Genomic DNA, 21,356 nt, shown 5'->3' with positions numbered 1-21,356 from the left:
AAGGTACCTTCAGTCCTGGACGCGCTCGATTTCCACGCGCTCGATGACGACGTCCTCGACCGGGCGGTCGCCGCCGGCGGTCTTCGTGGTGGCGATCGAGTCGACGACCTTGGCGGACGCCTCGTCGGCCACCTGGCCGAAGATGGTGTGCCGGCGGTTGAGGTGCGGCGTCGGCGCGACCGTGATGAAGAACTGCGAGCCGTTGGTGCCGGGGCCGGCGTTCGCCATGGCCAGCAGGTACGGCCGGTCGAACGACAGCTGCGGGTGGAACTCGTCGGCGAACTTGAAGCCCGGACCGCCGCGACCGGTGCCGGTCGGGTCGCCCATCTGGACCATGAAGCCCGAGATCACGCGGTGCGAGATCGTGCCGTCGTAGTACGGCGTGCCCTTGCCGGGCTGGCCGGTGCGCGGGTCGACGTAGTCCTTGGTTCCCTCCGCGAGCTCCACGAAGTTGCGCACGGTCGCCGGGGCGTGGTCCGGGAAGAGCTGGAGCCGGATCGGGCCGTGGTTGGTGTGCAGGGTGGCGTAAAGCTTCTCGGCCACGGGTACTCCTGTCTGTGTCGCGGTCGCCCCTGGTGTACCTCGTAGGGGCGATGGGACAGTTTCTTTTGTAGTTCGGATCCTCCCCCATGTGTCTGATCCGGCCACGCCGGGGTACCAGTTGAAGGCACGATGACGGTGGGAGAGAACCACAGGAGGTGGGCACTGGTGTTCGCAACGATGCGCCGCAGGAGCCGGAGCCGGCGGATGAAGAACGAGCTCGGCCAGAGCGTTGACCACTTCAAGCGCGCGGCATCGCTCGCGGCTCAGGAGACCAGCGCGACCGTGGGCCCCCGTGTGGCCGCCGCGGTCGACAAGACGCGCCCCGCGGCCGTGAAGGCCAAGGACGCCGCGTCGAGCGGCTGGGACAGCGCCCTGGCGACGATCACGCCGCTGGTCAGCGCCGCGACCGACAACGTGCGGCAGACCGGCAAGGTGAGCAAGCGGCAGGCGAAAAAGGCCGCGAAGCAGAACAAGAAGTACGCGAAGCAGCTGCGTAAGAAGGTCGACAAGCGGTCCGACAAGCGCCGCGGCTCGCGGATGCTGGGCTACGCGCTCATCGGCACGGCCGTGGGCGTGGGCGCGGCCTACATGGCCAAGCGCCGTCGGGCCAGCCAGTGGGACGAGTACGACCCGGCCGCCCCGACCAGCTCGTCGTCGCAGGTCGGCGGGGCCGACGACGCAGCGTTCGAGCCGACGGAGCCCTCGGCGTTCACCTCGCCGAACGGCACCGTGCCGGACTCGGCGCCGCAAACCCCTCGGTAGTAGCGACCGAACACCGTACGGGCGGGCAGGCCGAGAGGCGGCCCGCCCTGAGGTGTGTCTACTGCGCGTCGGCCTGGCGGGCGCGAGCCGGGTCGAGCGAGGGGCCACGCGGCAGCATCGAGACGAGCTCGGACGGGATCTGGGCGAGCTTGACCCCGCCGTACCCCAGTTTGGTGATCAGTGACCGGTTGGCCAGCGGGAAGCTCTGCCCGGTGTCGGTGACGATGCTGACCGTGCCGGTGCCGGCGGGCGCGCTCGGCGAAGCCGCGGCCGTGGCGAGGACGCCCTTGCCGCGCGCGATGTGCACGTAATCGGCGAGCACGGCGTTGGGCGGGGCGGCGCCGGCCTTGACCGCGACGCCGGACGGCACGGTGGGGTCGATGCGCAGGCCGTCGCCGGATTTCGTGTCGACCGGCAGCGTCATGCAGGCCTGGGCGGGTGTCGAGTCGTGCAGCTTGGGCACGGTCACCGGCAGGCCGTTGGGGTCGCCCTCGTCGCTGACCCGCTTTTTTGACGGCGGCACCCGGATGAAGGCGTTGCCGATCGCCTGCGGCTTCTCCACACCGGGGACGGTCTGCAGCAGCTTCGCCTGCACCTCGGTGATGGCGGCCGACCCGTCGGCGAGGATCACCGCGAAGTTCTGCCCGGAGTCGGTGATCAGGTCGCCGATCTTGAAGCCGTCGATCGACGACGGGCCGCCCATGTCGGCAATCTTGGGGGCGACCAGGTCGCTCGCGAGCGGGACCGCGTTGGCCCAGGCGGTGGCGACGGTCCAGGGCTCCTTGGACGCCCAGCCGAGCACCCGCTGCGTGGCGACCAGCTGGTCGGCCGGGATCGGATACCGCTTGTTGCCGAAGACCAGCGCGCTGCGCCCCTCGGGCTCGCGGATGAGCAGCGCCTCGCCGATCTTGGCCGAGACCGTGCCGTCGGTGAGCTTGTCGCCGATCAGCAGCGTGCTGCGGGGAGTGTTCTCGTCACCGCGGTTGTCGGTGCAGATCGACCAGCGCTCGGTGACCAGCGCGTCCTTGGCCGGTAGCGAGTCGGGCGCGTCGGGGATGCCGAGCGGGGGGCCGAGCGGCACCGAGGCCAGCTTGTCGGACGAGATGCTCTTGAGCTCGGGCGCCTCGGCGTTGGCCAGCAGCAGGCCGGACGCGTAGTTCAGCACCGGGTGGAGGTTCTTGTCGGACTCCAAGTAGACGAACCGGGCGCCGGTGCCCTTTTCCTGGAACACCACGTTGGGGTTGCGGGGATCCACATTGCTGTGTCCGGTGAGGAGGCCGTAGATCGCGGCGCCGCCCACCGCGAGGCTCGCGATCAGCAGGCTGATCAGGGCCGTCGTGCCGGCCCGGCGCAGCGGTGAGCGCGACGGGTCGGGGTCGTGCGTGACCAGCGCGGCCACCACCCGCTGAAGCGAGTACTGGTACGAATGCAGCTGGTCCTGACGCGACGGCACGCTGTCACTCTAGAGCCAGCCGTTGCGGCGGAATGCCCGGTAGAGGACGAAGGAGATCAGCAGGATGATCGCCCACCACGCCGGATAGCCGTACAACCAGTCCAATTCGGGCATGTGCGTGAAGTTCATGCCGTAGATGCCGGCGCCGGCGGCCCAGACCGTGGCGATGCCGGCCCACGCGGCGATCTTGCGCATGTCGTTGTTCTGATCGACGGTGACCTGGGCGAGCCGCGCCTGGAGGATCGAATTGAGCAGGTCGTCGTAGGAGGAGACCTGCTCGACCGTACGCGTCAAATGGTCCTGGACGTCGCGGAAGTACTTGCCGATCCGCTTGGGCACGATGGCGACGATCGTGGCGAGCGGCCGCTGCAGAGGCACGACGGCCCGGCGGAACTCCACCAGTTCCCGCTTCATCTGGTAGATGGCCTGAATCGGGCTGCCCGCGCCGCGCGAGAACACGCCCTCCTCGATGATGTCGAGGTCGGCCTCGACCTGGTCGGCGACCAGCACGTAGTGGTCGACCACCCGGTCGGTCACCGCGTACGCCACCGCCCAGGGGCCCTGCTCGAGCAGCGCGGCCCGGCCGTTCTCCAGGTCGGCGCGGACCGAGCCCAGCTCCGACGCGTCGCCGTGGCGCACGGTGATCACGAACTGCTCGCCCACGAAGATCATCATCTGGCCGGTCTCGACGACCTGGGACGTCTCGGTGATCTCGCTGTGCGGCACGTAGCGCGCGGTGCGCATGACCAGGAAGTGCACCGAGCCGAAGTTCTCCAGCTTGGGGCGCTGCTCGGCCTTGACCGCGTCCTCGACGGCGAGCTCGTGCAGCCCGTACGTCTGCGCGATCGCCGTCATCTCGCTCTCGCTGGGCTCGTGCAGGCCCAGCCAGACGAAGCCGTCCTCGTGCGAGCAGGCCTCGCGCAGCGCCTCGTCGGGGGAGAAATCGCCGGCCAGGCGCTTGCCGGCCACATAGACCCCGCAGTCGACCACCGAGCTGACGGTGGTCCGGGTGCGGGGGCCGTCGAGATGCTCGCCGGGGGTGGCGAAGATGCGATTCATCGCGCGCCGGGGCGCGGCGAACGCTCGTGACAGCGGCTTGTTCCGGCTCCACGTGCCGGGCTCACGCTCGCTCATGACAGACCTCCCCACAACCGCACCGCATGACGGGCCCGCAGCAGGCTAGCTCACGTCACGCGGCACGCCGGACGGGATCGGGCGAACCCGTCCGGCGTGGCGAGAACCCTAAGCGCGTACCTCGTCGATGGCCGCGGCCAGACGTCGGACACCCTCTTCGATCTGGTCGACCGTGACAGCGGAGAACGCCAGGCGAACCGAGCTCTTCCCGCCGTCGAGCAGGAAGTCCGTCCCCTTGACGATAGCCACGCCCTTCTTCATCGCGGCGGGGAAGAGCTTGTCGACCTCCACGTCCTCGGGGAGGTCGACCCAGAGGAAGTAGCCGCCGTCCGGCTCGGTGAAGGTCGCGCCGGGGATGTGCTTGCGCAGCGAGTCGGCCAGGACCGAGGCGCGCTCGGCGAGGGCGGTGCTGACCGTCTGGACGGACCGCTCGATGTCGCCCGAGACACAGAACTGGTGGACGATCGCCTCGGACACCATGCCGGGCGAGATGTAGAGGTTTGTGGCCTTCTTGGCGATCGCGTCGATCAGCGCGGCCGGGCCGACCAGGTAGCCCACGCGGACGCCGGGGCACACCGTCTTGGTGAAGCTGGAGGCGTGGACCACGACGTTGTCAGAGTCCATCGACAGCATCGAGGGCAGGGCGTCGCCGCGGAACCGGATGTCCACGTACGGGTCGTCCTCGAAGATGGTGAAGCCGTACTCGACGGCCAGGGCGAGCATGTCACGCCGCTTCTGCTCGGAGAGCGTGATGCCGGCCGGGTTCTGATAGTTCGGGATGATGTGGGCGAGCTTGGGGCGGACGCCGGACTCGAGCAGCCCACGCAGCTCGTCGACGTCGATGCCGTCCTCGCGCAGCGTCACCTGATGCACCTTCGCGCCCAGGTTTTGCAGGCTCAGCAGGGTGCGGTCGTAGGTCGGTTTTTCGACGACGACCGTGTCGCCGGGCTGCACGAGGTGGTTGAACAGGAAGGCGTCGGCCTGCAGTGAGCCGTTCGTCACGATGACCTGGTCGGCGGAGACGCCGTGCTTCTTCGCGATCCACTGACGCAACGGGACATAGCCGACGGAGGTGCCGTAAGCGGTCATGCCGGCGGGGTCGGCGTCGAAGGCGCGTGCGGCGGCGGCCTTCAGGCCCTTGACGTCGATGATGTCCAGCGACGGAGCGCCACGGGCGAAGGAGATCAGCTGCTCAGCGGTCATGGCATTCAGCTTACGAGCCGCCTCCACGGAATATTCGCGCGCCTCCGCCGGGTAAACGAACGGAAAACAAGAGGTTATCCTCGCGGGGCACATCCCTTGATAGGAGGCACTACTCCATGATCGGACTCGTACTCGCCGCCGGCGCCGGCCGCCGGCTTCGTCCCTACACGGACACGCTGCCCAAGGCACTCGTCCCGGTGGACGGCGAAACCACGATCATGGATATCTCGCTGCGCAATCTGGCCGCGGCCGGACTCACCGACGTGACGATCGTGGTGGGTTACTGCGCCCGCGCGGTCGAGGAGCGGGTGCCGGCTTTCCAGGAGAAGTACGGCGTCAAGATCAGCCTCGTCCACAACGACAAGGCCGAGGAATGGAACAACGCGTACTCCCTGTGGCTCGCCCGTGACCACTTCGCGCAGGGCGCGTTGATGGTCAATGGCGACACCGTGCACCCGGTGAGCGTCGAGCACACCCTCCTGGCCGATCGCGGCCCGAGCATCCTGCTCGCCATCGACCACCTGAAGAAGCTGGCTGACGAGGAGATGAAGACCGTCTTCGACGACAACGGACAGCTGACCAGGATCACCAAGCTGATGGAGCCCGCCGACGCGTTCGGCGAGTACATCGGCGCCAACATCATCGAGCCGTCGACCGCCGGCAAGGTCGCCGACGCGCTCAAGGCGACCTGGGAACGCGACCCCAACCTCTACTACGAGGACGGCTTCCAGGAGTTCGCGAACCGCGGCGGCGAGGTCCGCGCGTCGACGATCGGCGAGGTCAGCTGGGTCGAGGTGGACAATCACGAGGATCTGGCCAAGGCGCGGGACATCGCATGCCGCTACTAGCCCGCACCATCCAGACGCCGCTGCACTTCGACGTGCGGCGCGGCGCGGTCGCCGACCTCGCCCGCATCCTCGCCGACGGCCGGATCTCGGCGGGCGGTGACGTCGCGGTCGTCGTCGGCCCCGGTCTGGGTGAGCGGGTGGTCAACCTGATCCGTCCGAGCCTCGGCTCGGCCGACGTCTACACCACCGCCGGCGGCACCCTCGACGCCGCGCTCGAGCTCTCCGCCAAGCTGCGCGCCCGCAACTACGACGCGGTCGTCGGCATCGGCGGCGGCACCACGATCGACACCGCGAAGTACGCGGCCAACCGCTGGGGCCTGCCGATGATCTCGGTGGCCACCAGCCTCGCCAACGACGGCATCGGCTCCCCGGTGGCAAGCCTGATCAACGACGGGATCAAGGGCTCCTACGGCGTCCACATCCCGTTCGGCGTGATCGTCGACCTCGACTTCGTCGACAACGGGCCCGAGCGCGTCAACCGCGGCGGCATCGGCGACGTGATCAGCAACATCAGCGCGCTGGCCGACTGGGAGCTCGCCCGCGAGGTGCGCGGCGAGCCGGTCGACGGCCTGGCCGCGTCGCTGGCCCGGATGGGCGCCGAGGCGATGCTGACCATGCCGGGCGACATGAGCGACGACGCGTTCGTCACCGTGCTCGCCGAGTCGCTGATCTCCAGCGGCCTCGCCATGGCGGTCTGCGGCAGCAGCCGGCCGGCCAGCGGCGGCTGCCACGAGATCATGCACGCCATCGACTCGCTGTTCCCCGGCACCGGCTCGCACGGCGAGCTGGCCGGCCTCGGCGCGCTGTTCTGCACCTTCCTGCGCGGCGACGAGCGGCGCTTCGGCCAGATGGCCGACTGCCTCGCCCGGCATCAGCTGCCCCGCCTCCCCGAGGACGTGGGCCTGACCGGCGAGCAGTTCGTCGAGGCCGTCTCGTTCGCGCCGCGCACGCGACCCGACCGCTACACGATCCTGGAGCACCTCGCCATGACGCCCGACGAGATCAGCCGAAAGCTGGCCGAGTATGCCGAAGCCGTCAAAACCCGCGCCTGATCAGGGCATTGTGTCCGAGCCGCCGGCGTCCGGCGGCGCCGATAGTGGTTCCGGTCACTTTGCGGGTACGCCGAAAGCAGCCGACTATTACGCGGTGAATCGCGGGGGCGGACTGTTCAGCGAGGCCCTGAGCCAGCGGCTCGGCGCCCGGATCGCGGTCGGTGCGCACAAGCGCGGCCTGGTGCCGACGGTGCTGACCGTGGTCAACCTCGGTCTCGGCTGCCTGGTCTCGTTCGTGGTGATCGCCGCGGCGGGCCCGGTGGCCGACGGCGAGATCTGGGCCTGGCCGATCGGCCTGCTCGCCCTGATCGGCTGGCAGTTGGCGTACGCGTTCGACTGCTCCGACGGCCAGCTGGCCCGGGTCACTCACCAGGCCAGCACGGCCGGCGGCCGGCTAGACGTGCTCTGCGACGTCGCCGTGCAGATCTCGCTGGTCGCGGCGCTGGCCGCCACGGCGAACGCGCAGGTGCCCGACACTCCCGCCTGGCTGCTGGCGGCGTTCGCCGGCACCTGGATGGTCAACCTGGTCACCTCGGTGATGCAGGGCGGCGAGCAGGCCTCCAGCATGGTGACCAGCCGATCCTTGCCGGTCCGGCTGGTCAAGCTGGTCCGCGACTACGGCGCCGTGATCGCCCTGGCCGGCGTCGTGCTGACGATCGCGCCACAGTGGACGATCTGGTTCATCGGGCTCTTCACCCTGGTCAACGCCGGCTTCCTGGCCGCCAGCGTGGTCTTCACGGCACGCCAGGCGCTGCGCGGCTGAGCCGCGGTTCACGGCGCGCTAGATGCTGCTGAGCCCGGATGGTTAGGCCGGTGATGCCCGTCTGGGCTGCCCGTGGCCCGGATTCGTGCGTGCTCACGGCGAGTGCGGCCGTTGCGCTCGGGCGCCGGCCGGCCCGGCTGTCCAGGGCGGAGCCCGATGCGTGGTCACCGGGAGTGCTGTCATCGTGGCCGCTGGTTCGCGCTTCGGTCGCGTCCTCGGCTCGCCCTCCGGCCGCCATGACGGGGCCGTCGGCCGCGGTCAGCCGCCCGGCCTCCGCGCACGACGCTTCTTGATGAGTAGCGGTTAGCTGCGAGCCTGTTGCTTTTTCGCTGGCTGGCTGTCGGTGCGGGACGTCCGGGCCCGGGGCTGGGCCTGGGTGGTGGCTGGAGGCCCCCGGGGGTTTGGGGTTATTCGGTGGTGAGGGTGTGGATGCGTAGGAGGTTGGTGACGGCGGCGGCGAAGCGGAGTTCGCTGTTGGTGGCGGTGAGGCCGCGGCGCAGGAATTGGCGGAGTCCGCGGCGGTCTTTGAGCCAGCTGTTGGGTGCTTCGACGAGTGGGGATCGGCGTTTGTAGAGGTTGCGGCCTGCGGTGGTGCGTAGCCGGTGGTTCATGGCTTGCCGGATGGTGGCGTGTTCGGGTGGCTGGCCGGTGGCCGGGTTGGTGGTGGCGTGGTCGCCGAGTTGGCGGCTGGTGGTGCCGGCGATGAGCCGGTCGGGGCCGTGGCAGGTGAGGTTGTTGATGCTGTCGTAGCCGGCGTCGCCGATCATGACGCCGATGGTCAGGTCGGTGCGGCCGGTGTGTGCGGTCAGGTGCGCGGCGAGGTCGGTGATGGCGGTGCGGGTGGGTTCGAATTGCTGGACGTCGTTGGCGTCCTGGGTGGCTTGGGCGTGCAGGAAGAACTGGTCTTCGCTGACGGCGGTTTGGCAGTTGTAGCCCTGCAGCCAGCCGTTACGGGTTTTCAGTAGCCGGGAGTCGGGGTCGGTCAGGTTCACCCGTGGCCCTGGCGTGTCGGTTGTGGTGGGGTCCTCAGCGGCGCCGGTCCCGGCGTCGACGGCTGCTGCGTCGTAGGCGGCTTTCGCGGTTTTGACCCGGCAGTGCTGGTCGGCGGGCAGTGGCGGGCGTCCGTGGGGCTGGTTCCCGGCGGCGCGGGTCCGTGCGGCCCGTTCGTGCCAGGCGTCGGCGCGGCGCTGGATCCGGGCGCGTTCACGCTGCCAGCGGGCCCGGGCCGCGGCGACCGGGTCCGCGGTCTTCGGCGGCGGCCCGAACACGCTCAGGTCCGGGTCGGCGAGGTTGCGTTCGTAGTCGGCGCCGGCCTGCTCGGCGGCGTCCCGGCGGGCCCGCTCGGCCGCGCCCGCTTTCTCGGCCTCGGCCAGGGCCTGCCGGATCCGGGCAGCCCGCCCGGACCGGTCCCGCAGCCTCGGCGGCAGCTCATCACCCCGCTCGTCCCCGCCGAACTCGGTGTCCTCGGCCGCGTCGGTCGCCGCGGTGTCGGCCAGATACTGCTCGGCCAGGCGCCGCAAGCCCTGCTCGCTGCGGTTGGCGTCACGGGCCGCGTTCCCGGCGATCTTCGTGCCGTCGAACGCGACCACCCCGAGCCGGACCATGCCCAGGCGGGCGGCCAGTAGCAGCGTCGCGGTCAGCAGGTCAGCCAGCGCCGTCTCGTGGTCTTGCCGGAACCGGGCGAGGACCGTGTGGTCCGGCACATCGGACGCGCAGATGACCCGGAACGCGACATCGGTGTGACACAACCGCTCGATCTGCCGCGACGAACGCACCCCGTGCGCCATCGCATACACCAGCAGAGTGAGCAGCATCTCCGGGTCATAGCCACGCCGGCCGACCCCGCCGAGCCGGGCCCGGGCGTGGAACGCGGCCGTGTCCAACTCGCCGACCGCGTCGATGACGAACCACACCAGATGATCCGCGGGCAGCCAATCCATCATCGACGGCGGCAACAGAAACACCTGATCACGATCCACCGGCCGATACCGTTTCGCCACCAGTAAATGGTGACAGGCATGGATCAATCAGGCCAGACCCGCCACCACCCGAAGCCAAAAAGCAACAGGCTCCTGCGAGCGGCTACTCGTCATCCTTGGCCGCCCTCGATCAACTACTGGTATACATAGGTGCATATTTCCGGCAAGGCTTCCACATTGTGGGCCGGTCGTTCAGTCACTAGGACCCGCCGCCGGGATGTGGGACCGGATCCCGCGAGTTGGGAGCACACGCCGCATTGTGGGATCCCACCGGAGCTGCGCACCCGGCGCACCCGCCCGGCCTCGGCGTCATGGCAAGCCCGACCCAACCCTCGATCACCGCAAGATTTTGATCTCCGCGGCGCCCACAGGCCATCCCCCGCCCCGGCGGGCGGTTTCTGGGGGTCGTTGCAACACTGCTGGTCAGTTGGCTTGGGTGAGGAGTTTAGCGAAGCGTTCGGCGGGGTGTCCCAGCCGAGGGTTTTGCGGGGCCGGCCGTTGAGTTGGACCGCGACCGCGTCGAGGTGTTCACGGCTGTGCACGGCTAGGTCGGTGGATTTCGGGAAGTACTGCCGCAGCAGGCCGTTGGTGTTCTCGTTGGTGCCGCGTTGCCAGGGTGAATGCGGGTCGCAGAAGTAGACGCTCATGTCGGTGGCCAGGCTGAACTGGTGGTGCAGGTGCATCTCGCTGCCCTGGTCCCAGGTCAACGACCGGCGCAGATGCGCGGGCAGAGTGGTGATCGTGGTGATCAAGGCGTCGCGGAACACGTCCGGGGTCCGTCGCCCGTCCGGCAGGTGCACCAGCATGAGGTAGCGGGTGTGCCGTTCGACCAGGGTGCCGATCGCGGACTTGTTGCCCTTGCCGATGATCAGATCACCTTCCCAGTGCCCGGGCACCGCCCGATCCTCGATCTCGGCCGGCCGCTCACTGATCATGATCATGTCGGTGGCCATCCGCGGGGTGCGCTGCCCTGCGCTGCGGTGGGGGCGGCGCATCACCCGCCCGGTGCGCAGCGCGGCCGCGACCTCGCGGCGTAAACCGCCGCGGCCTTGCAGGTAGAGGGCCTGGTAGATCGTCTCAGGACACACGGACAGCTCCGGCCGGTCAGGATGGTCGCGGCGCAAGCGTCGCACGATCTGCTCCGGACTCCACCGCAGGTCCAGGCCGTCCTGAATCAGCGCCCGCAGTTGCGGGCTAGCGTCGATCTTGCGGGGTTTCGGGCGGGGTCGGCGGGCCTCGGCCCGCCGCTGCGCCGCATACGGCCGGTAGCTCCCGCTGTCCGGATGGGCGTTGCGGCGCAGTTCCCGGCTGACCGTGGACGGATCCCGGCCGAGCTCCGCGGCGATCTGCCGGACCGACGCCTGCTCCCGGCGGCGGTCAGCGATATGGATACGCTCGTCAGCGTTCAGATACCGGCCCCGCACCGAACGCTCAGCGGCCGACCTGATCGGCTTCGGCCCGTTACGCCAGCGTTTAGTCAGCCGATAGGAAACCCCGACAATCCGAGCCGCCCGCCGGAACCCCATGCCTTGATCCACCAGAGCAAGGTAGGCCTCCCGCCGCAACAACGACCGACCGGCGTAGTCGACCGACCCATCCCGGACCACCTGCTCCATCACACAAACCCCTCAGAACGAGGTGTTGCGACGACCCCTGGAATCCGGGGCGCTGGGCGGGGCCGAGTAGAGCAGGTGGGTACGACAAAAATGCGTCGTTGTCCACAGGGCAGGGCGGGCCGGAGGGACGTCAGACGCGTACCGGGATCGCTGAGGAGGCGCCGAGCAGGGTGCCCTTGGCGTCCAGTGCCTCCGCCACGACGTACTCCGGAGTGCCCTGGACCGTGAGCCGCGTCTCGAAGCCCGTGCGGTCACCGTCGACCGGCGCGTTGCTCAGGGCGCCGGGCTGGGCGCCGGAACGGGCTCGCCACTTGCTGACCTTGGTGGTCCCGTTCCAGCTCGCGCTGACGATGACGTTGCCGTTCTCGACGTGCAGGCCCAGCGCGGGCTGGTCCAGGGGGACGCCGGTCCAGTCGGACTTGTAGGCCCGGTAGGACTGGTTGTCGAGGGGCAGGTGGCCGGCCAGCCGGACGGTGGTGTCGGCGTTGTGCTCGGTGAAGTACGGCATCTGGCCCCAGCCGATGAACGAGCCGCCGTCGGCCAGCTCGCGGAAGCTGCCCTGGGTGGGGGCCGAGAGCTTGTCGGGGTGGACGTACTCGGCCACGAAGGTCGCGGTGCGGGCCGCCTCGTCGAGCTTCATCACCAGGCCGCGGGAGTAGTCGCGGACCTTGGTGACGCCGGCGCCGTTGTCGAAGACGCTGTAGGTGCCGTCCCGCCGCTGCCGGAAGTCGTGCTGCCAGGCGAACTTGGACTTCTCGTCGATCGTGAAGTCGGATTTCTTGCCCCCGAGGCGCCACATGACCTTGCCCGAAGATTTATTGATCTTGTACGTCGTCCAGGTGTGCCGCGCCGAGATGATGATGTTGCCATCGGCCGCCAGTCCCACCGAGTTCGCGTGCAGGAAGTCGTACGGCAGGTGGGCGGAGTCGCCCTGCGGCAGCGGCGCGTAGGACTCGTCCAGCCCGACGTGCTCGTGCGCCCGCCACTGGAACAGCAGCTTGCCGGTCGCGATGTCGATCTCCTGGATCACGCCGTCGTGCAGCACGCCGTCCTTCGGCCCGCCCTGCGCGGTCAGGTCGTACGGCACCGGGTCGTACACCCAGAACAGCGCCGTGTCGCGGGCGGTGATCACGAAGTCGTGCTGGTCGGCCTGCTCGGAGCCGGCTGCCCGCACCCGGGTGATCTCCCGGTACGACTGGTCGGCGATCACGAACTCGCCCTGGCCGACGCCCTGTCCGCCGGTCCCCCCGATCGTGCCCTCCCACCAGGTCAGGACCGGCTGGTTGCGGTACTGCTGCACCTTGAAGTCGATCGCCACGGTGGCCGGGTCGGGCACCTTCTTGAACCAGATCGGCGAGCCCTTCTCGTCGACCATGAGCGGCCCCCACAGGCCGGTGCCCGAGGCCGGGGTGAGACAGATGTAGCCGCCGGAAGTCCCGTTCGCGGCGGTCGTGATCGTGACATCCGGCAGCGTGCGCAGATCGGGGCGGGAGCGGTACTTGGGCGGGCCGGCCTGGGCGGCCTCGGTCGCGCCGGCGGTCCCTTCCGTCTTGGCGGAGCCGTTGTCGTGTCCCAGGGCGTAGCCGAGGCCGCCGCCGGCCACGCCGACCAGGGCGGCGCCACCGACGCCGAGCAGCAGGTTCCTTCGGGAGACGCGAGAAGTTTCCGTCACGGGCCAAGCATTCCCCGGGCCGGCCGAAATCTATCTCGGCGTATGGTCAAAGTTCGCTGAAACTTCCCGGTATATGTCCAGGAGCCGCGCGGTGAGCACGTCGGGGTGGAAGTCGCGCAGGTAACGGGCCCGGGCCGATTTTGCGCGCGCGGCGGCCTCGTCGCGGGCGACCGGCAGGGCCTCGGCCAGCGCCGCCGGTTCCGGCTCCACCAGCCAGCCGGCCTCGTCGCCGACCAGGTACGGGATGCCGCCGACCGCGGTGCCCAGCACCGGCCGGCCGTTCGCCATCGCCTCCAGGATCACCGTCGGCAGCACGTCGTTCCAGGTTGGCGGCGCGATCACGACGGCCGACTCGCGCCGGACCTCGTTCATCTGGTCGCGGTCGAGCACGCCGAGGAAGGTGACGTCCTCCCGCTCGGCCGCGGCCTGCTCGGCCAGCGGCCGCAGCTCCCCGTCCCCGGCGATCCGCAGCGGGCCCAGCGAGCCGTCCGGATGCCGCCGCCACGCGTCCAGCAGTAGCGCCAGACCCTTCTCCGGGGACAATCTGGCGCCGTACACGAAACCCTCACCCAGCGCGGAGGGCTCGCCCGGATCGGGAAGACCGTTGGGTTTGACCACGATCCGCTCGTCGGGGATGCCGTAGTCGCGCAGGTGCGCCGCGATCCGGTCGGTCAGCGCGATGAACCGGTCGACCGAGCGCCAGGTGGGCCGGTGCACCGCCAGCGTGGTGGCCATCAGCGCGCTCTGCGCCGCCGAGCCGCGGTAGCAGCGGTGCTTGACCGCCGGCCAGCCCAGCAGCTTGCCCCGGCAGTCCTGGCAGTTGTGCCCGTCCCGGAAGTACAGCCCCGAGGAGCAGACCTGGCGGTAGTTGTGCACCGTCTGCACCACCGGGACGCCGTGAGCGTGCGCCGTGCGGATCACCCAGGGCGACAGCAACGGGTAGGGGTTGTGCAGGTGCAGCACATCCGGCCGTTCGGCCGCCAGCAGCCGCGAGAGGTCCTGCTGAGCGGCACGGCCGTAGATGGGCGACAGAGGCAAAAGCGCTTTCTGTACGGCCGGGAGCTCGCCGATCGAGTCGGAGCTGCGCTGGAACGGCAGCACCTCGGCACCGGCCGCGCGCAGCTGCGCGATCTCGGTGTCCACGATGACGTTCTCGCCGGAGGGGATGGCTTCCCGGTACCGGTTGTGCGCGACGACCACCTTCACGGCAGGAAACGCTACCTTTGAGGGCGTGCCCGAACTCCCTGAGGTCGAGGCGCTCGCGGCCTATCTGCGTGAGCGCGCGGTCGGCCACACCGTGCAGCGCCTCGAGGTGTCCTCGTTCAGCGCGCTGAAGACGTACGATCCGCCCGCCTCCGCCGTCGCCGGGATGAAGGTCCGCGACGCCGGCCGGCACGGAAAGTTCCTGGATATAGGCCTCGGCGACGACCTGCATCTGGTGGTTCACCTGGCGCGGGCGGGCTGGCTGCACTACCGCGACTCGTTCAAGTCGCCGGCGCCGCTCAAGCCCGGCAGCGGGCCGATCGCGCTGCGGATGCGGCTCGACGACGGCTCCGGCTTCGACCTGACCGAGGCCGGCACCCAGAAGTCGCTGGCGGCCTACCTGGTGCGCGACCCGGCCGAGGTGCCGGGCGTGTCGCGGCTGGGTCCCGACGCGCTGGCCGTGTCCGAGGAGGAGTTCGCCGAGCGTGTTCGCTCGCGCAACGGCCAGATCAAGGGCGTGCTCGTCGATCAGGAGGTGCTGGCCGGCATCGGCAACGCGTACTCCGACGAGATCCTGCACGTGGCCAAGATGTCCCCCTTCGCACTCACCGGGAAGATCACCGACGAGCAGATGCACGCTCTGTACACGTCGATGCGTGAGGTCGAGACCGACGCGGTGGCCCGTTCGGTGGGTCAGAAGGCGGCCGAGCTTAAGGGCGAGAAGCGCGCCGGCATGCGGGTGCACGCGCGCACCGGCCTGCCTTGTCCCGTCTGCGGCGACACGGTGCGTGAGGTGGCCTTCGCCGACAAGAGCCTGCAGTACTGCGCCACATGCCAGACGGGCGGCAAACCCCTGGCAGACCGCCGTCTCTCCAAGCTGATTCGATAGCGCCCTTCATAACCCTGCGTGTTCGAACAACTCGGAGCGGTATAGCCCCCGCGACGTACGCTCGCTTACCCGGTTTCCATCGGTATAGTGGCCCGGTCCCAGGCAACCTTCGCGGTGCGGCAGGGCGACGGTCACGGCGGCCGAGACCCGAAGGATCGTGGCGGTGCGTAATCTTTTCCGGATGCGGGAGGACGTAGGCGACGTGACGACCAGCCTGCATCGCCCGGTTACCGACAGCAGCCGGAGCAAACCCGTGCCGTACGACAGCTTCGAGTGGCAGCAAGAGCAGCCGCCGAGCAATGGCGTACCGCGATCAGCGTGGAACCGGACCCACAAGCGCCTTTCGCGCTGGCACCGGCCGTACACGATGGTCCTGGTCTTTTTGGATTTGATCTCGATCTTGTCGGCGAGCTATCTCGCCGCGACCTCGCTGGAGAAGGCGAAGACCGGTTTCCGCAACCGCGACTGGCTCTTCCTGCACGACGCGCAGCTGTTTTATTTCTTCGCCTACGTGGTGCTGCCGCTCGGCTGGCTGATCTTCCTCTGGGCCAACGGCACCTACGACCGGCGCTACCTGGGACTGGGCAGCGAGGAGTTCAAGCGCATCGTGCGCTGCTCGGTCACCGTCGTGGCCTGCGTGTCGCTGCTCGCGTTCGCCACCAAGACTCAGCTCTCCCGTGGCACGGTCGCCCTCGTCTCGGTCAGCGCGGTGCTGTTCCTGCTGCTCGGGCGGGTGCTGGCCCGGCAGGTGCTGCATTTCGCGCGCCGCCGGACCGGGCACGGCGCCCACCGGATGATCCTGGTCGGCACGCTGCCCGAGGCGCTCGAGGTCTACACGGCGGTCACCCGCAGCCCGGCGGCCGGCCTGATCCCGGTCGCCATCCACCTGACCGACGGCTTCGCGGCGGCCCGCGGCATCGAGACCCCGGTTCCGGTCTACGCGGCGCGGGACGTGCTCTCGCTGGTGCGCGAGGTGGGCGCCGACACGATCGCGGTGTGCGGCTCGGCCAGCGCCGAGCCCGGCGAGCTGCGCCGCCTGGCCTGGCAGCTCGAGGGCACCGGCGTCGACCTGGTGGTGGCGCCGCAGCTGACCGACATCGCCGGTCCCCGGGTGCACATCCGCCCGATCGAGGGCCTGCCGCTGCTGCACGTCGAGGAGCCGACCCTCTCGGGGCCCGGCTGGCTCGTGAAGAACCTCCTGGACCGGGTCGCGGCCGGCATCGGCCTGCTGTTCCTCAGCCCGTTCCTGCTGTTGATCGCGATCGGCATCCGCCTCTCCGACCCCGGCCCGGTCTTCTTCCGGCAGCCTCGGGTCGGCCACGAGGGCCGCACGTTCCGGGTGTGGAAGTTCCGCACCATGTACGTGGACGCCGAGGAGCGCAAGGCGACGCTGGAGGAGCTCAACGAGTCCGACGGCATGATGTTCAAGATGAAGCAGGACCCGCGGATCTTCTCGTTCGGGGCCAAGCTTCGTAACAGCTCGATGGACGAGCTGCCTCAGCTGATCAACGTGCTCAAGGGCGAGATGTCCCTGGTCGGCCCGCGGCCGCTGCCGGCCGAGGACGGCGACTACCTCGGCGACGTCCGGCGGCGGCTGCTCGTTCGCCCCGGCATGACCGGCCTGTGGCAGGTGTCCGGCCGCTCGGATCTCTCCTGGGACGAGGCCGTACGCCTGGACCTCTACTACGTGGACAACTGGTCCCTGACGTACGACCTCGGCATTCTCTGGCGGACGATCTGGGTCGTGCTCAAGCGCAAGGGTGCCTACTAGCTGTAGGGGCAGTTGCTGCGCCACTCCTGGCTGTGCCGGACGGGTTGTTACCGGCCGGTAATCCCAGCAGCCCCTACCATCTGCGCATGGCCGGACAGGTGGGCAGCGTCCTAGCGGTCATCGCGGTGCTCGCCGGCTTGGCCGCCGCGGTGGTCGCTGTCGTCCGGCTGCGCGCCCGCCGCGGCATCGCCACCGCCATGCAGCGGGCCACCTACGACGTGCTGCACACGGCCGCGCTGGCCGCCGAGCCGCTGCGGGGCGGCCTCACCACGGCCAGCGCCGGCAAGGCCATCCGGCACCTGCGCTCGCTGGTCGGCGCGGTCGGCCTGACCATCGACGACGGCGAGCGGTGCCTCGCCTTCGACGGCAGCGGCAGCCACCACAGCGCGCAGTTCACCGCCGCCGCCCGGCGGGCGCTGACCACCCACCGCTCGGTCGTGCTCACCGCCGGCGACCTGCCCTGCGACCGGGTCGACTGCGTGGTGCGCGGCGCGGTCGTGGCGCCGCTGGCCGGCCCCGACGGCCGTGCCACCGCCGCGCTGGTCGCGATCGCCGACGACCAGCCGGTGCCCGGGCTCGTGCAGGCCACCGCCGAGGCCGCCCGCTGGGCCGGGTCACAGATCGCGCTGGCCGAGCTCGACTCGTCCCGCGAGCGGCTGGCCCGCGCCGAGGTGCGTGCCCTCCGAGCCCAGATCAGCCCGCATTTCATCTACAACGCGCTCACCGCGATCGCGTCGTTCGTGCGTACCGACCCCGAGCGGGCCCGCGAGCTGATCCTCGAGTTCGCCGAGTTCACCCGCTACTCGTTCCGGGCGCACGGCGAGTTCACGACGCTCGCCGAGGAACTGCGCTCGATCGACCGCTACCTGACCATCGAGCGGGCCCGCTTCGGCGACCGCCTCCAGGTACGCCTGCAGATCGCGCCCGAGGTGCTGCCGGTCGGACTGCCCTTTCTGTGCCTGCAGCCGCTCGTGGAGAACGCCGTACGCCACGGACTGTCCCGCAAGCCGGGCGTCGGTATGGTGAGCATCGAAGCTCGTGACGCGGGCGCCGAATGCCACATCACGGTCGAGGACGACGGCGTCGGGATGGACCCGGCGGTCTTCGCGCCCGGCCTGCCGGAAACCGACGACGGCCAGCACGTCGGCCTCACCAACGTGGACGAGCGGTTGCGCTCGGTCTTCGGCGACCACTTCGGGCTCGTGGTGGAAACCGCGCCCGGCGCGGGTACGAAGGTGAGCATGCGGGTGCCGAAATTCCATCCGGGGGTACGAGCGTGAGCCTGGTTGTCCTGGCTGTGGACGACGAGCCGCCCGCGCTCGACGAGCTGGCCTACCTGCTGAACGCGGACGTGCGGGTCGCGCACGTGCACCGGGCGGGCGACGCCACCGAGGCGCTGCGGGTGCTGCGCGACACCGAGGTGGACGCGGTGTTCCTGGACATCCGCATGCCGGGCCTGGACGGGATGGAGCTGGCCCGCATCCTGCGGCGCTTCGCCCGGCCGCCGGCGATCGTCTTCGTGACGGCGTACGACGACGGCGCGGTCGACGCGTTCGACCTCGGCGTGACCGACTACGTGCGCAAGCCCGTGCGGGCCGAGCGGCTCGGCGAGTCCCTGCGCCGGGTGGCCGGCTCGCGTCCGGTGCCGACGACGGCGCCCGCTGCCCCGATGGACGAGCCGGCGATCCCGGTCGAGCTGGCCGGGACGACGCGGATGCTGCCGCGCTCATCGGTTCGGTGGGTGGAGGCGCAGGGAGATTACGCCCGCCTGCACACTTCCGACGCCTCACACCTCGTGCGGGTCTCCCTGGCGACGCTGGCCGATCGGTGGGCGGATGCCGGGTTCGTCCGCATTCACCGGTCCTATCTGGTGCAGATCCGGCTGATCGCCGAGCTGCGCCTGACCGGCTCGGGCTATGTGGTGGCCGTTGATGGCGTCGAGCTGCCGGTTAGCAGGCGGCACACCAGGGAGCTCAAGGACAAGCTCATCAGAGCCGCCAAACACGACTGGACCCGCTGAGGCCGACCGCGCGCATGCCGTTGACTTTAGAGTCGCCGGGGCACCTAGCTGGGGTTCGCCTCGGTGTGATCGCCGACAACGGGCTGAACTCTGCCGTGTGGAGCACCAGCCTGCACTTCACGCGGCCGGGAGCTCAGACGGTCACGGCGCGAGCGGTCGACGCGGCCGGGAACAGGTCGGCGCTGAGCAACGCCGACGTGATTACGGCGTACGGCTGCTGAAGGAACGCGTCAGCGACCGCGGGCCCGGTTGACGCGGGCGCCCCGCAGTGGCCGTACGCGTGGATGCGGGTTTCTTGGCTCGGGCAGGCGGCCCCAACCCGGGCGATCGGGCTGGCCGGTGGTCAGCGCGCCGGCAGCAAGCAGGGCCATGCCGTGGGCGCGAAGGTGCATCTTCACGTCAAGATCTCCCCGTAGATATTGAACGAGCGAGGACGCTACCGGATCTGCGCCGCCTTCGTGGGGGTGTCGGCCGTCACGTACGTCCACAGCGTTGTCCACAGGCCCGCAGGTTTCTCCACAGGGTTATCCACAGGCTGCCCTCCGAAGGAGGCATCTCCACAGGTCGTTCACAAACTCACCGCCCTGTCTGCACGGGTGATCTCTAGGCTCCTCGACCGAAGGCCAGGCCGGTGAGCCACGGGGGCGCACCGGCGGCCTTGCCCACGCCCGGTTAGATGCTGGTGGGGGCGAACCGGGAGGTGGCGGCGTGGACACAGCGCAGCGGCGGGTGCTCGTCGTGGAGGACGAGCGGACCATCGCCGACGCCGTGACGGCTCGGCTGCGGGCCGAAGGGTTCGCGGTGGAGGTGGCCGTGGACGGGCCGTCGGCGGTGGACGCCGCGCGCCGGGTGCAGCCGGACGCGATCGTGCTCGACGTGATGCTTCCCGGGTTCGACGGGCTCGAGGTGTGCCGCCGCATCCAGGCCGAGCGGCCGGTGCCGATCCTCATGCTCACCGCCCGCGACGACGAGACCGACCTGCTGGTGGGGCTGGCGGTCGGGGCCGACGACTACATGGCCAAGCCGTTCTCGATGCGGGAGCTCGCGGCCCGGGTGCACGCGCTGCTGCGGCGGGCGGCCAAGAGCGCGCCGGCGCCGGCCGCGCCGCCGACGCTGCGGTTCGGCGACCTCGAGATCAACCAGGCCGAGCGGCGGGTGCTGCGCGGCGGGGTCGAGGCGCACCTGACGCCGACCGAGTTCGACCTGCTCGTCCATCTGGCGGCGCATCCGCGTACGGTGCTGCCGCGGGAGCGGCTGCTCGCCGACGTGTGGGGGTGGGCGGACGCGTCCGGCACCCGGACGGTGGACAGCCACATCAAGGGGCTACGCCGTAAGCTCGGGCCCGATCTGATCCGCACGGTGCACGGCGTCGGCTATGCCCTGGAGGTGGAGCGATGATCCGGCTGCCGCTGCCCCGGCCGCTCGATCCGGTGCGGTCCATCAAAATCAAGATCGGCATGATCCTGATCGGGGCGGGCGCGGCCGGGATGGCCTGGTTCACGCTCTGGCTCGGCTGGTTCCCGCTCTGGACGTCCGTCACCGCGATCGTCGTCGCGCTGACCACGCTGCAGTTCCTCGCGCACGGCATGACCTCGCCGCTGCGCGAGATGACCACGGCGGCGCGGGCGATGGCGCGCGGCGACTACAGCCGGCGGGTGCGGGCCACCTCGCAGGACGAGGTGGGCCAGCTGGCCGAGGCGTTCAACCAGATGGCGGCCGACCTGCAGGCGGCCGACCGGCAGCGGCGCGAGCTGATCGCGAACGTCTCGCATGAATTGCGTACGCCGATCACGGCGCTGCAGGGGCTGCTGGAGAACATCGTCGACGGGGTGGCCAGCGCCGAACCCGAGATGATGCAGACCGCGCTCACCCAGACCGAGCGTCTCGGCCGCCTGGTCACCGAGCTGCTCGACCTGTCGCGGGTGGAGGCGGGGGTGGCGCGGCTGGCCCGCAACCCGATCGACGTGCCCGCCTTCCTCGACGACGTGGTCGCGGAGGCCCGGGTCAACGCGGCCGGCGCCGGCCGCGAGGTGCACTTCGAGATCAACGCGCCGGCCGTGGTCGTGCCCGGCGACCGGGAGCGGCTGCATCAGGTCTTCGCGAACCTGCTGGACAACGCGGTCCGGCACAGCCCGCCCGGCGGAACCGTGCTGGTGCGCGCCGAGCGTCGCGACGACCACCTGCTGCTCGCGGTCGCCGACGACGGGGTCGGCATTCCGCCGGCCGAGCGCGACCGTGTCTTCGAGCGGTTCACCCGTGGCGAGCGCTCGGCCAGCGGCGGCACCGGGCTGGGGCTGGCGATCGCCCGCTGGGTGGTCCAGCTGCACCGCGGCACGATCGCCGTGGTCGACCCGGACCGCGACCGCCGCGGCTGCCACATCCACGTGACGCTGCCACTTCAGGCCGCCTGATCTAAAAACCTGTCCGAAGCAGGCTTTTCGTACCCCT

At 70.0% G+C, this 21,356-nt stretch carries 18 protein-coding genes and 1 pseudogene; 11 read left to right on the top strand and 8 right to left on the bottom strand.

Going from position 1 to position 21,356, the window contains the following annotated elements; genetic code table 11:
* Window positions 1-9 precede the first annotated feature (9 nt).
* Window positions 10-543 carry a peptidylprolyl isomerase gene (locus tag ACQPZX_RS49185; protein WP_433372301.1) on the bottom strand — a complete coding sequence of 178 codons (534 nt, stop codon included), beginning with the start codon at window positions 541-543 and terminating at the stop codon, window positions 10-12.
* 204 nt (window positions 544-747) lie between these two features.
* On the opposite strand from ACQPZX_RS49185, the gene ACQPZX_RS49180 reads away from it, so the two are divergent.
* Entirely contained in the window at window positions 748-1,305 is a 558-nt protein-coding gene (locus ACQPZX_RS49180; protein ID WP_433372298.1) for a hypothetical protein, read from the top strand.
* Window positions 1,306-1,363: 58 nt separating this feature from the next.
* Here the strand turns inward: ACQPZX_RS49180 and eccB are convergent, their stop codons facing one another.
* The 3 genes from eccB to ACQPZX_RS49165 all read right to left on the bottom strand — a co-directional run bounded on the left by eccB (window position 1,364) and on the right by ACQPZX_RS49165 (window position 5,095).
* Window positions 1,364-2,758, bottom strand: a complete 1,395-nt coding sequence (gene eccB / locus ACQPZX_RS49175; protein ID WP_433372295.1) for a type VII secretion protein EccB — start codon at window positions 2,756-2,758, stop codon at window positions 1,364-1,366.
* A gap of 9 nt (window positions 2,759-2,767) precedes the next feature.
* On the bottom strand, window positions 2,768-3,892 hold the full coding sequence (locus ACQPZX_RS49170) for a magnesium and cobalt transport protein CorA (protein ID WP_433372292.1): 1,125 nt from the start codon (window positions 3,890-3,892) through the stop codon (window positions 2,768-2,770).
* A gap of 108 nt (window positions 3,893-4,000) precedes the next feature.
* Entirely contained in the window at window positions 4,001-5,095 is a 1,095-nt protein-coding gene (locus ACQPZX_RS49165; protein WP_433372290.1) for a PLP-dependent aminotransferase family protein, read from the bottom strand.
* A 116-nt stretch (window positions 5,096-5,211) separates the two neighbouring features.
* Between ACQPZX_RS49165 and ACQPZX_RS49160 the strand changes: the two genes are divergently transcribed.
* The 3 genes from ACQPZX_RS49160 (at window position 5,212) to ACQPZX_RS49150 (ending at window position 7,758) form a co-directional block, all read left to right on the top strand.
* A complete protein-coding gene (locus tag ACQPZX_RS49160) occupies window positions 5,212-5,943 on the top strand; it encodes a sugar phosphate nucleotidyltransferase (protein ID WP_433372287.1) in 732 nt (243 codons plus the stop codon).
* On the top strand, window positions 5,931-6,995 hold the full coding sequence (locus ACQPZX_RS49155) for an iron-containing alcohol dehydrogenase family protein (protein WP_433372284.1): 1,065 nt from the start codon (window positions 5,931-5,933) through the stop codon (window positions 6,993-6,995). The genes ACQPZX_RS49160 and ACQPZX_RS49155 overlap by 13 nt, the downstream gene beginning before the upstream one ends.
* A gap of 94 nt (window positions 6,996-7,089) precedes the next feature.
* Entirely contained in the window at window positions 7,090-7,758 is a 669-nt protein-coding gene (locus ACQPZX_RS49150) for a CDP-alcohol phosphatidyltransferase family protein (protein ID WP_433372282.1), read from the top strand.
* 407 nt (window positions 7,759-8,165) lie between these two features.
* On the opposite strand, the gene ACQPZX_RS49145 is transcribed toward ACQPZX_RS49150, so the two are convergent.
* From ACQPZX_RS49145 to ACQPZX_RS49130, 4 genes and pseudogenes are all read right to left on the bottom strand, one after another.
* Window positions 8,166-9,758: a transposase gene (locus ACQPZX_RS49145; protein WP_433366032.1), complete on the bottom strand. Its 1,593-nt coding sequence runs from the start codon at window positions 9,756-9,758 to the stop codon at window positions 8,166-8,168.
* A gap of 402 nt (window positions 9,759-10,160) precedes the next feature.
* Window positions 10,161-11,263 (bottom strand): annotated as a pseudogene (locus tag ACQPZX_RS49140) (IS30 family transposase).
* 220 nt (window positions 11,264-11,483) lie between these two features.
* Window positions 11,484-13,025: an arylsulfotransferase family protein gene (locus ACQPZX_RS49135; protein ID WP_433372280.1), complete on the bottom strand. Its 1,542-nt coding sequence runs from the start codon at window positions 13,023-13,025 to the stop codon at window positions 11,484-11,486.
* 30 nt (window positions 13,026-13,055) lie between these two features.
* Window positions 13,056-14,231 carry a glycosyltransferase family 4 protein gene (locus tag ACQPZX_RS49130; protein WP_433372277.1) on the bottom strand — a complete coding sequence of 392 codons (1,176 nt, stop codon included), beginning with the start codon at window positions 14,229-14,231 and terminating at the stop codon, window positions 13,056-13,058.
* Window positions 14,232-14,256: 25 nt separating this feature from the next.
* Here ACQPZX_RS49130 and ACQPZX_RS49125 point away from each other — a divergent pair, with 25 nt between their 5' ends.
* The 7 genes from ACQPZX_RS49125 to ACQPZX_RS49095 all read left to right on the top strand — a co-directional run bounded on the left by ACQPZX_RS49125 (window position 14,257) and on the right by ACQPZX_RS49095 (window position 21,319).
* The gene (locus ACQPZX_RS49125) at window positions 14,257-15,117 is read left to right on the top strand and encodes an Fpg/Nei family DNA glycosylase (protein WP_433372274.1); all 861 of its coding nucleotides are present in this window, start codon (window positions 14,257-14,259) and stop codon (window positions 15,115-15,117) included.
* A gap of 181 nt (window positions 15,118-15,298) precedes the next feature.
* On the top strand, window positions 15,299-16,888 hold the full coding sequence (locus ACQPZX_RS49120) for a sugar transferase (RefSeq protein WP_433372272.1): 1,590 nt from the start codon (window positions 15,299-15,301) through the stop codon (window positions 16,886-16,888).
* Between the two features lie 86 nt (window positions 16,889-16,974).
* Window positions 16,975-18,168 carry a sensor histidine kinase gene (locus ACQPZX_RS49115; protein WP_433372269.1) on the top strand — a complete coding sequence of 398 codons (1,194 nt, stop codon included), beginning with the start codon at window positions 16,975-16,977 and terminating at the stop codon, window positions 18,166-18,168.
* Entirely contained in the window at window positions 18,165-18,908 is a 744-nt protein-coding gene (locus ACQPZX_RS49110; RefSeq protein WP_433372266.1) for a LytR/AlgR family response regulator transcription factor, read from the top strand. Before ACQPZX_RS49115 ends, ACQPZX_RS49110 begins: the two co-directional genes overlap by 4 nt.
* A 65-nt stretch (window positions 18,909-18,973) precedes the next feature.
* Window positions 18,974-19,129, top strand: coding sequence for a hypothetical protein (locus tag ACQPZX_RS49105; RefSeq protein ID WP_433372263.1), 156 nt, complete (start codon window positions 18,974-18,976; stop codon window positions 19,127-19,129).
* 487 nt (window positions 19,130-19,616) lie between these two features.
* Window positions 19,617-20,306: a response regulator transcription factor gene (locus ACQPZX_RS49100; protein WP_433372260.1), complete on the top strand. Its 690-nt coding sequence runs from the start codon at window positions 19,617-19,619 to the stop codon at window positions 20,304-20,306.
* Window positions 20,303-21,319: a HAMP domain-containing sensor histidine kinase gene (locus ACQPZX_RS49095; RefSeq protein WP_433372257.1), complete on the top strand. Its 1,017-nt coding sequence runs from the start codon at window positions 20,303-20,305 to the stop codon at window positions 21,317-21,319. Before ACQPZX_RS49100 ends, ACQPZX_RS49095 begins: the two co-directional genes overlap by 4 nt.
* Window positions 21,320-21,356: the final 37 nt, after the last annotated feature.

The organism is Actinoplanes sp. CA-142083 (assembly GCF_050942195.1).
In the GTDB taxonomy this organism is placed as follows: Bacteria; Actinomycetota; Actinomycetes; order Mycobacteriales; family Micromonosporaceae; genus Actinoplanes.
Note: the sequence above shows the minus strand (reverse complement) of the source record. Positions and strands in the feature narration are given on the sequence as shown.

Excerpts from the sequence above, each read along its gene's own strand:
- ACQPZX_RS49180 (WP_433372298.1), top strand. The coding sequence starts at position 748 with ATGAAGAACGAGCTCGGCCAGAGCGTTGACCACTTCAAGCGCGCGGCA.
- ACQPZX_RS49170 (WP_433372292.1), bottom strand. The coding sequence starts at position 3,892 with ATGAGCGAGCGTGAGCCCGGCACGTGGAGCCGGAACAAGCCGCTGTCA.
- ACQPZX_RS49165 (WP_433372290.1), bottom strand. The coding sequence starts at position 5,095 with ATGACCGCTGAGCAGCTGATCTCCTTCGCCCGTGGCGCTCCGTCGCTG.
- ACQPZX_RS49160 (WP_433372287.1), top strand. The coding sequence starts at position 5,212 with ATGATCGGACTCGTACTCGCCGCCGGCGCCGGCCGCCGGCTTCGTCCC.
- ACQPZX_RS49155 (WP_433372284.1), top strand. The coding sequence starts at position 5,931 with ATGCCGCTACTAGCCCGCACCATCCAGACGCCGCTGCACTTCGACGTG.
- ACQPZX_RS49120 (WP_433372272.1), top strand. The coding sequence starts at position 15,299 with ATGCGGGAGGACGTAGGCGACGTGACGACCAGCCTGCATCGCCCGGTT.
- ACQPZX_RS49115 (WP_433372269.1), top strand. The coding sequence starts at position 16,975 with ATGGCCGGACAGGTGGGCAGCGTCCTAGCGGTCATCGCGGTGCTCGCC.
- ACQPZX_RS49095 (WP_433372257.1), top strand. The coding sequence starts at position 20,303 with ATGATCCGGCTGCCGCTGCCCCGGCCGCTCGATCCGGTGCGGTCCATC.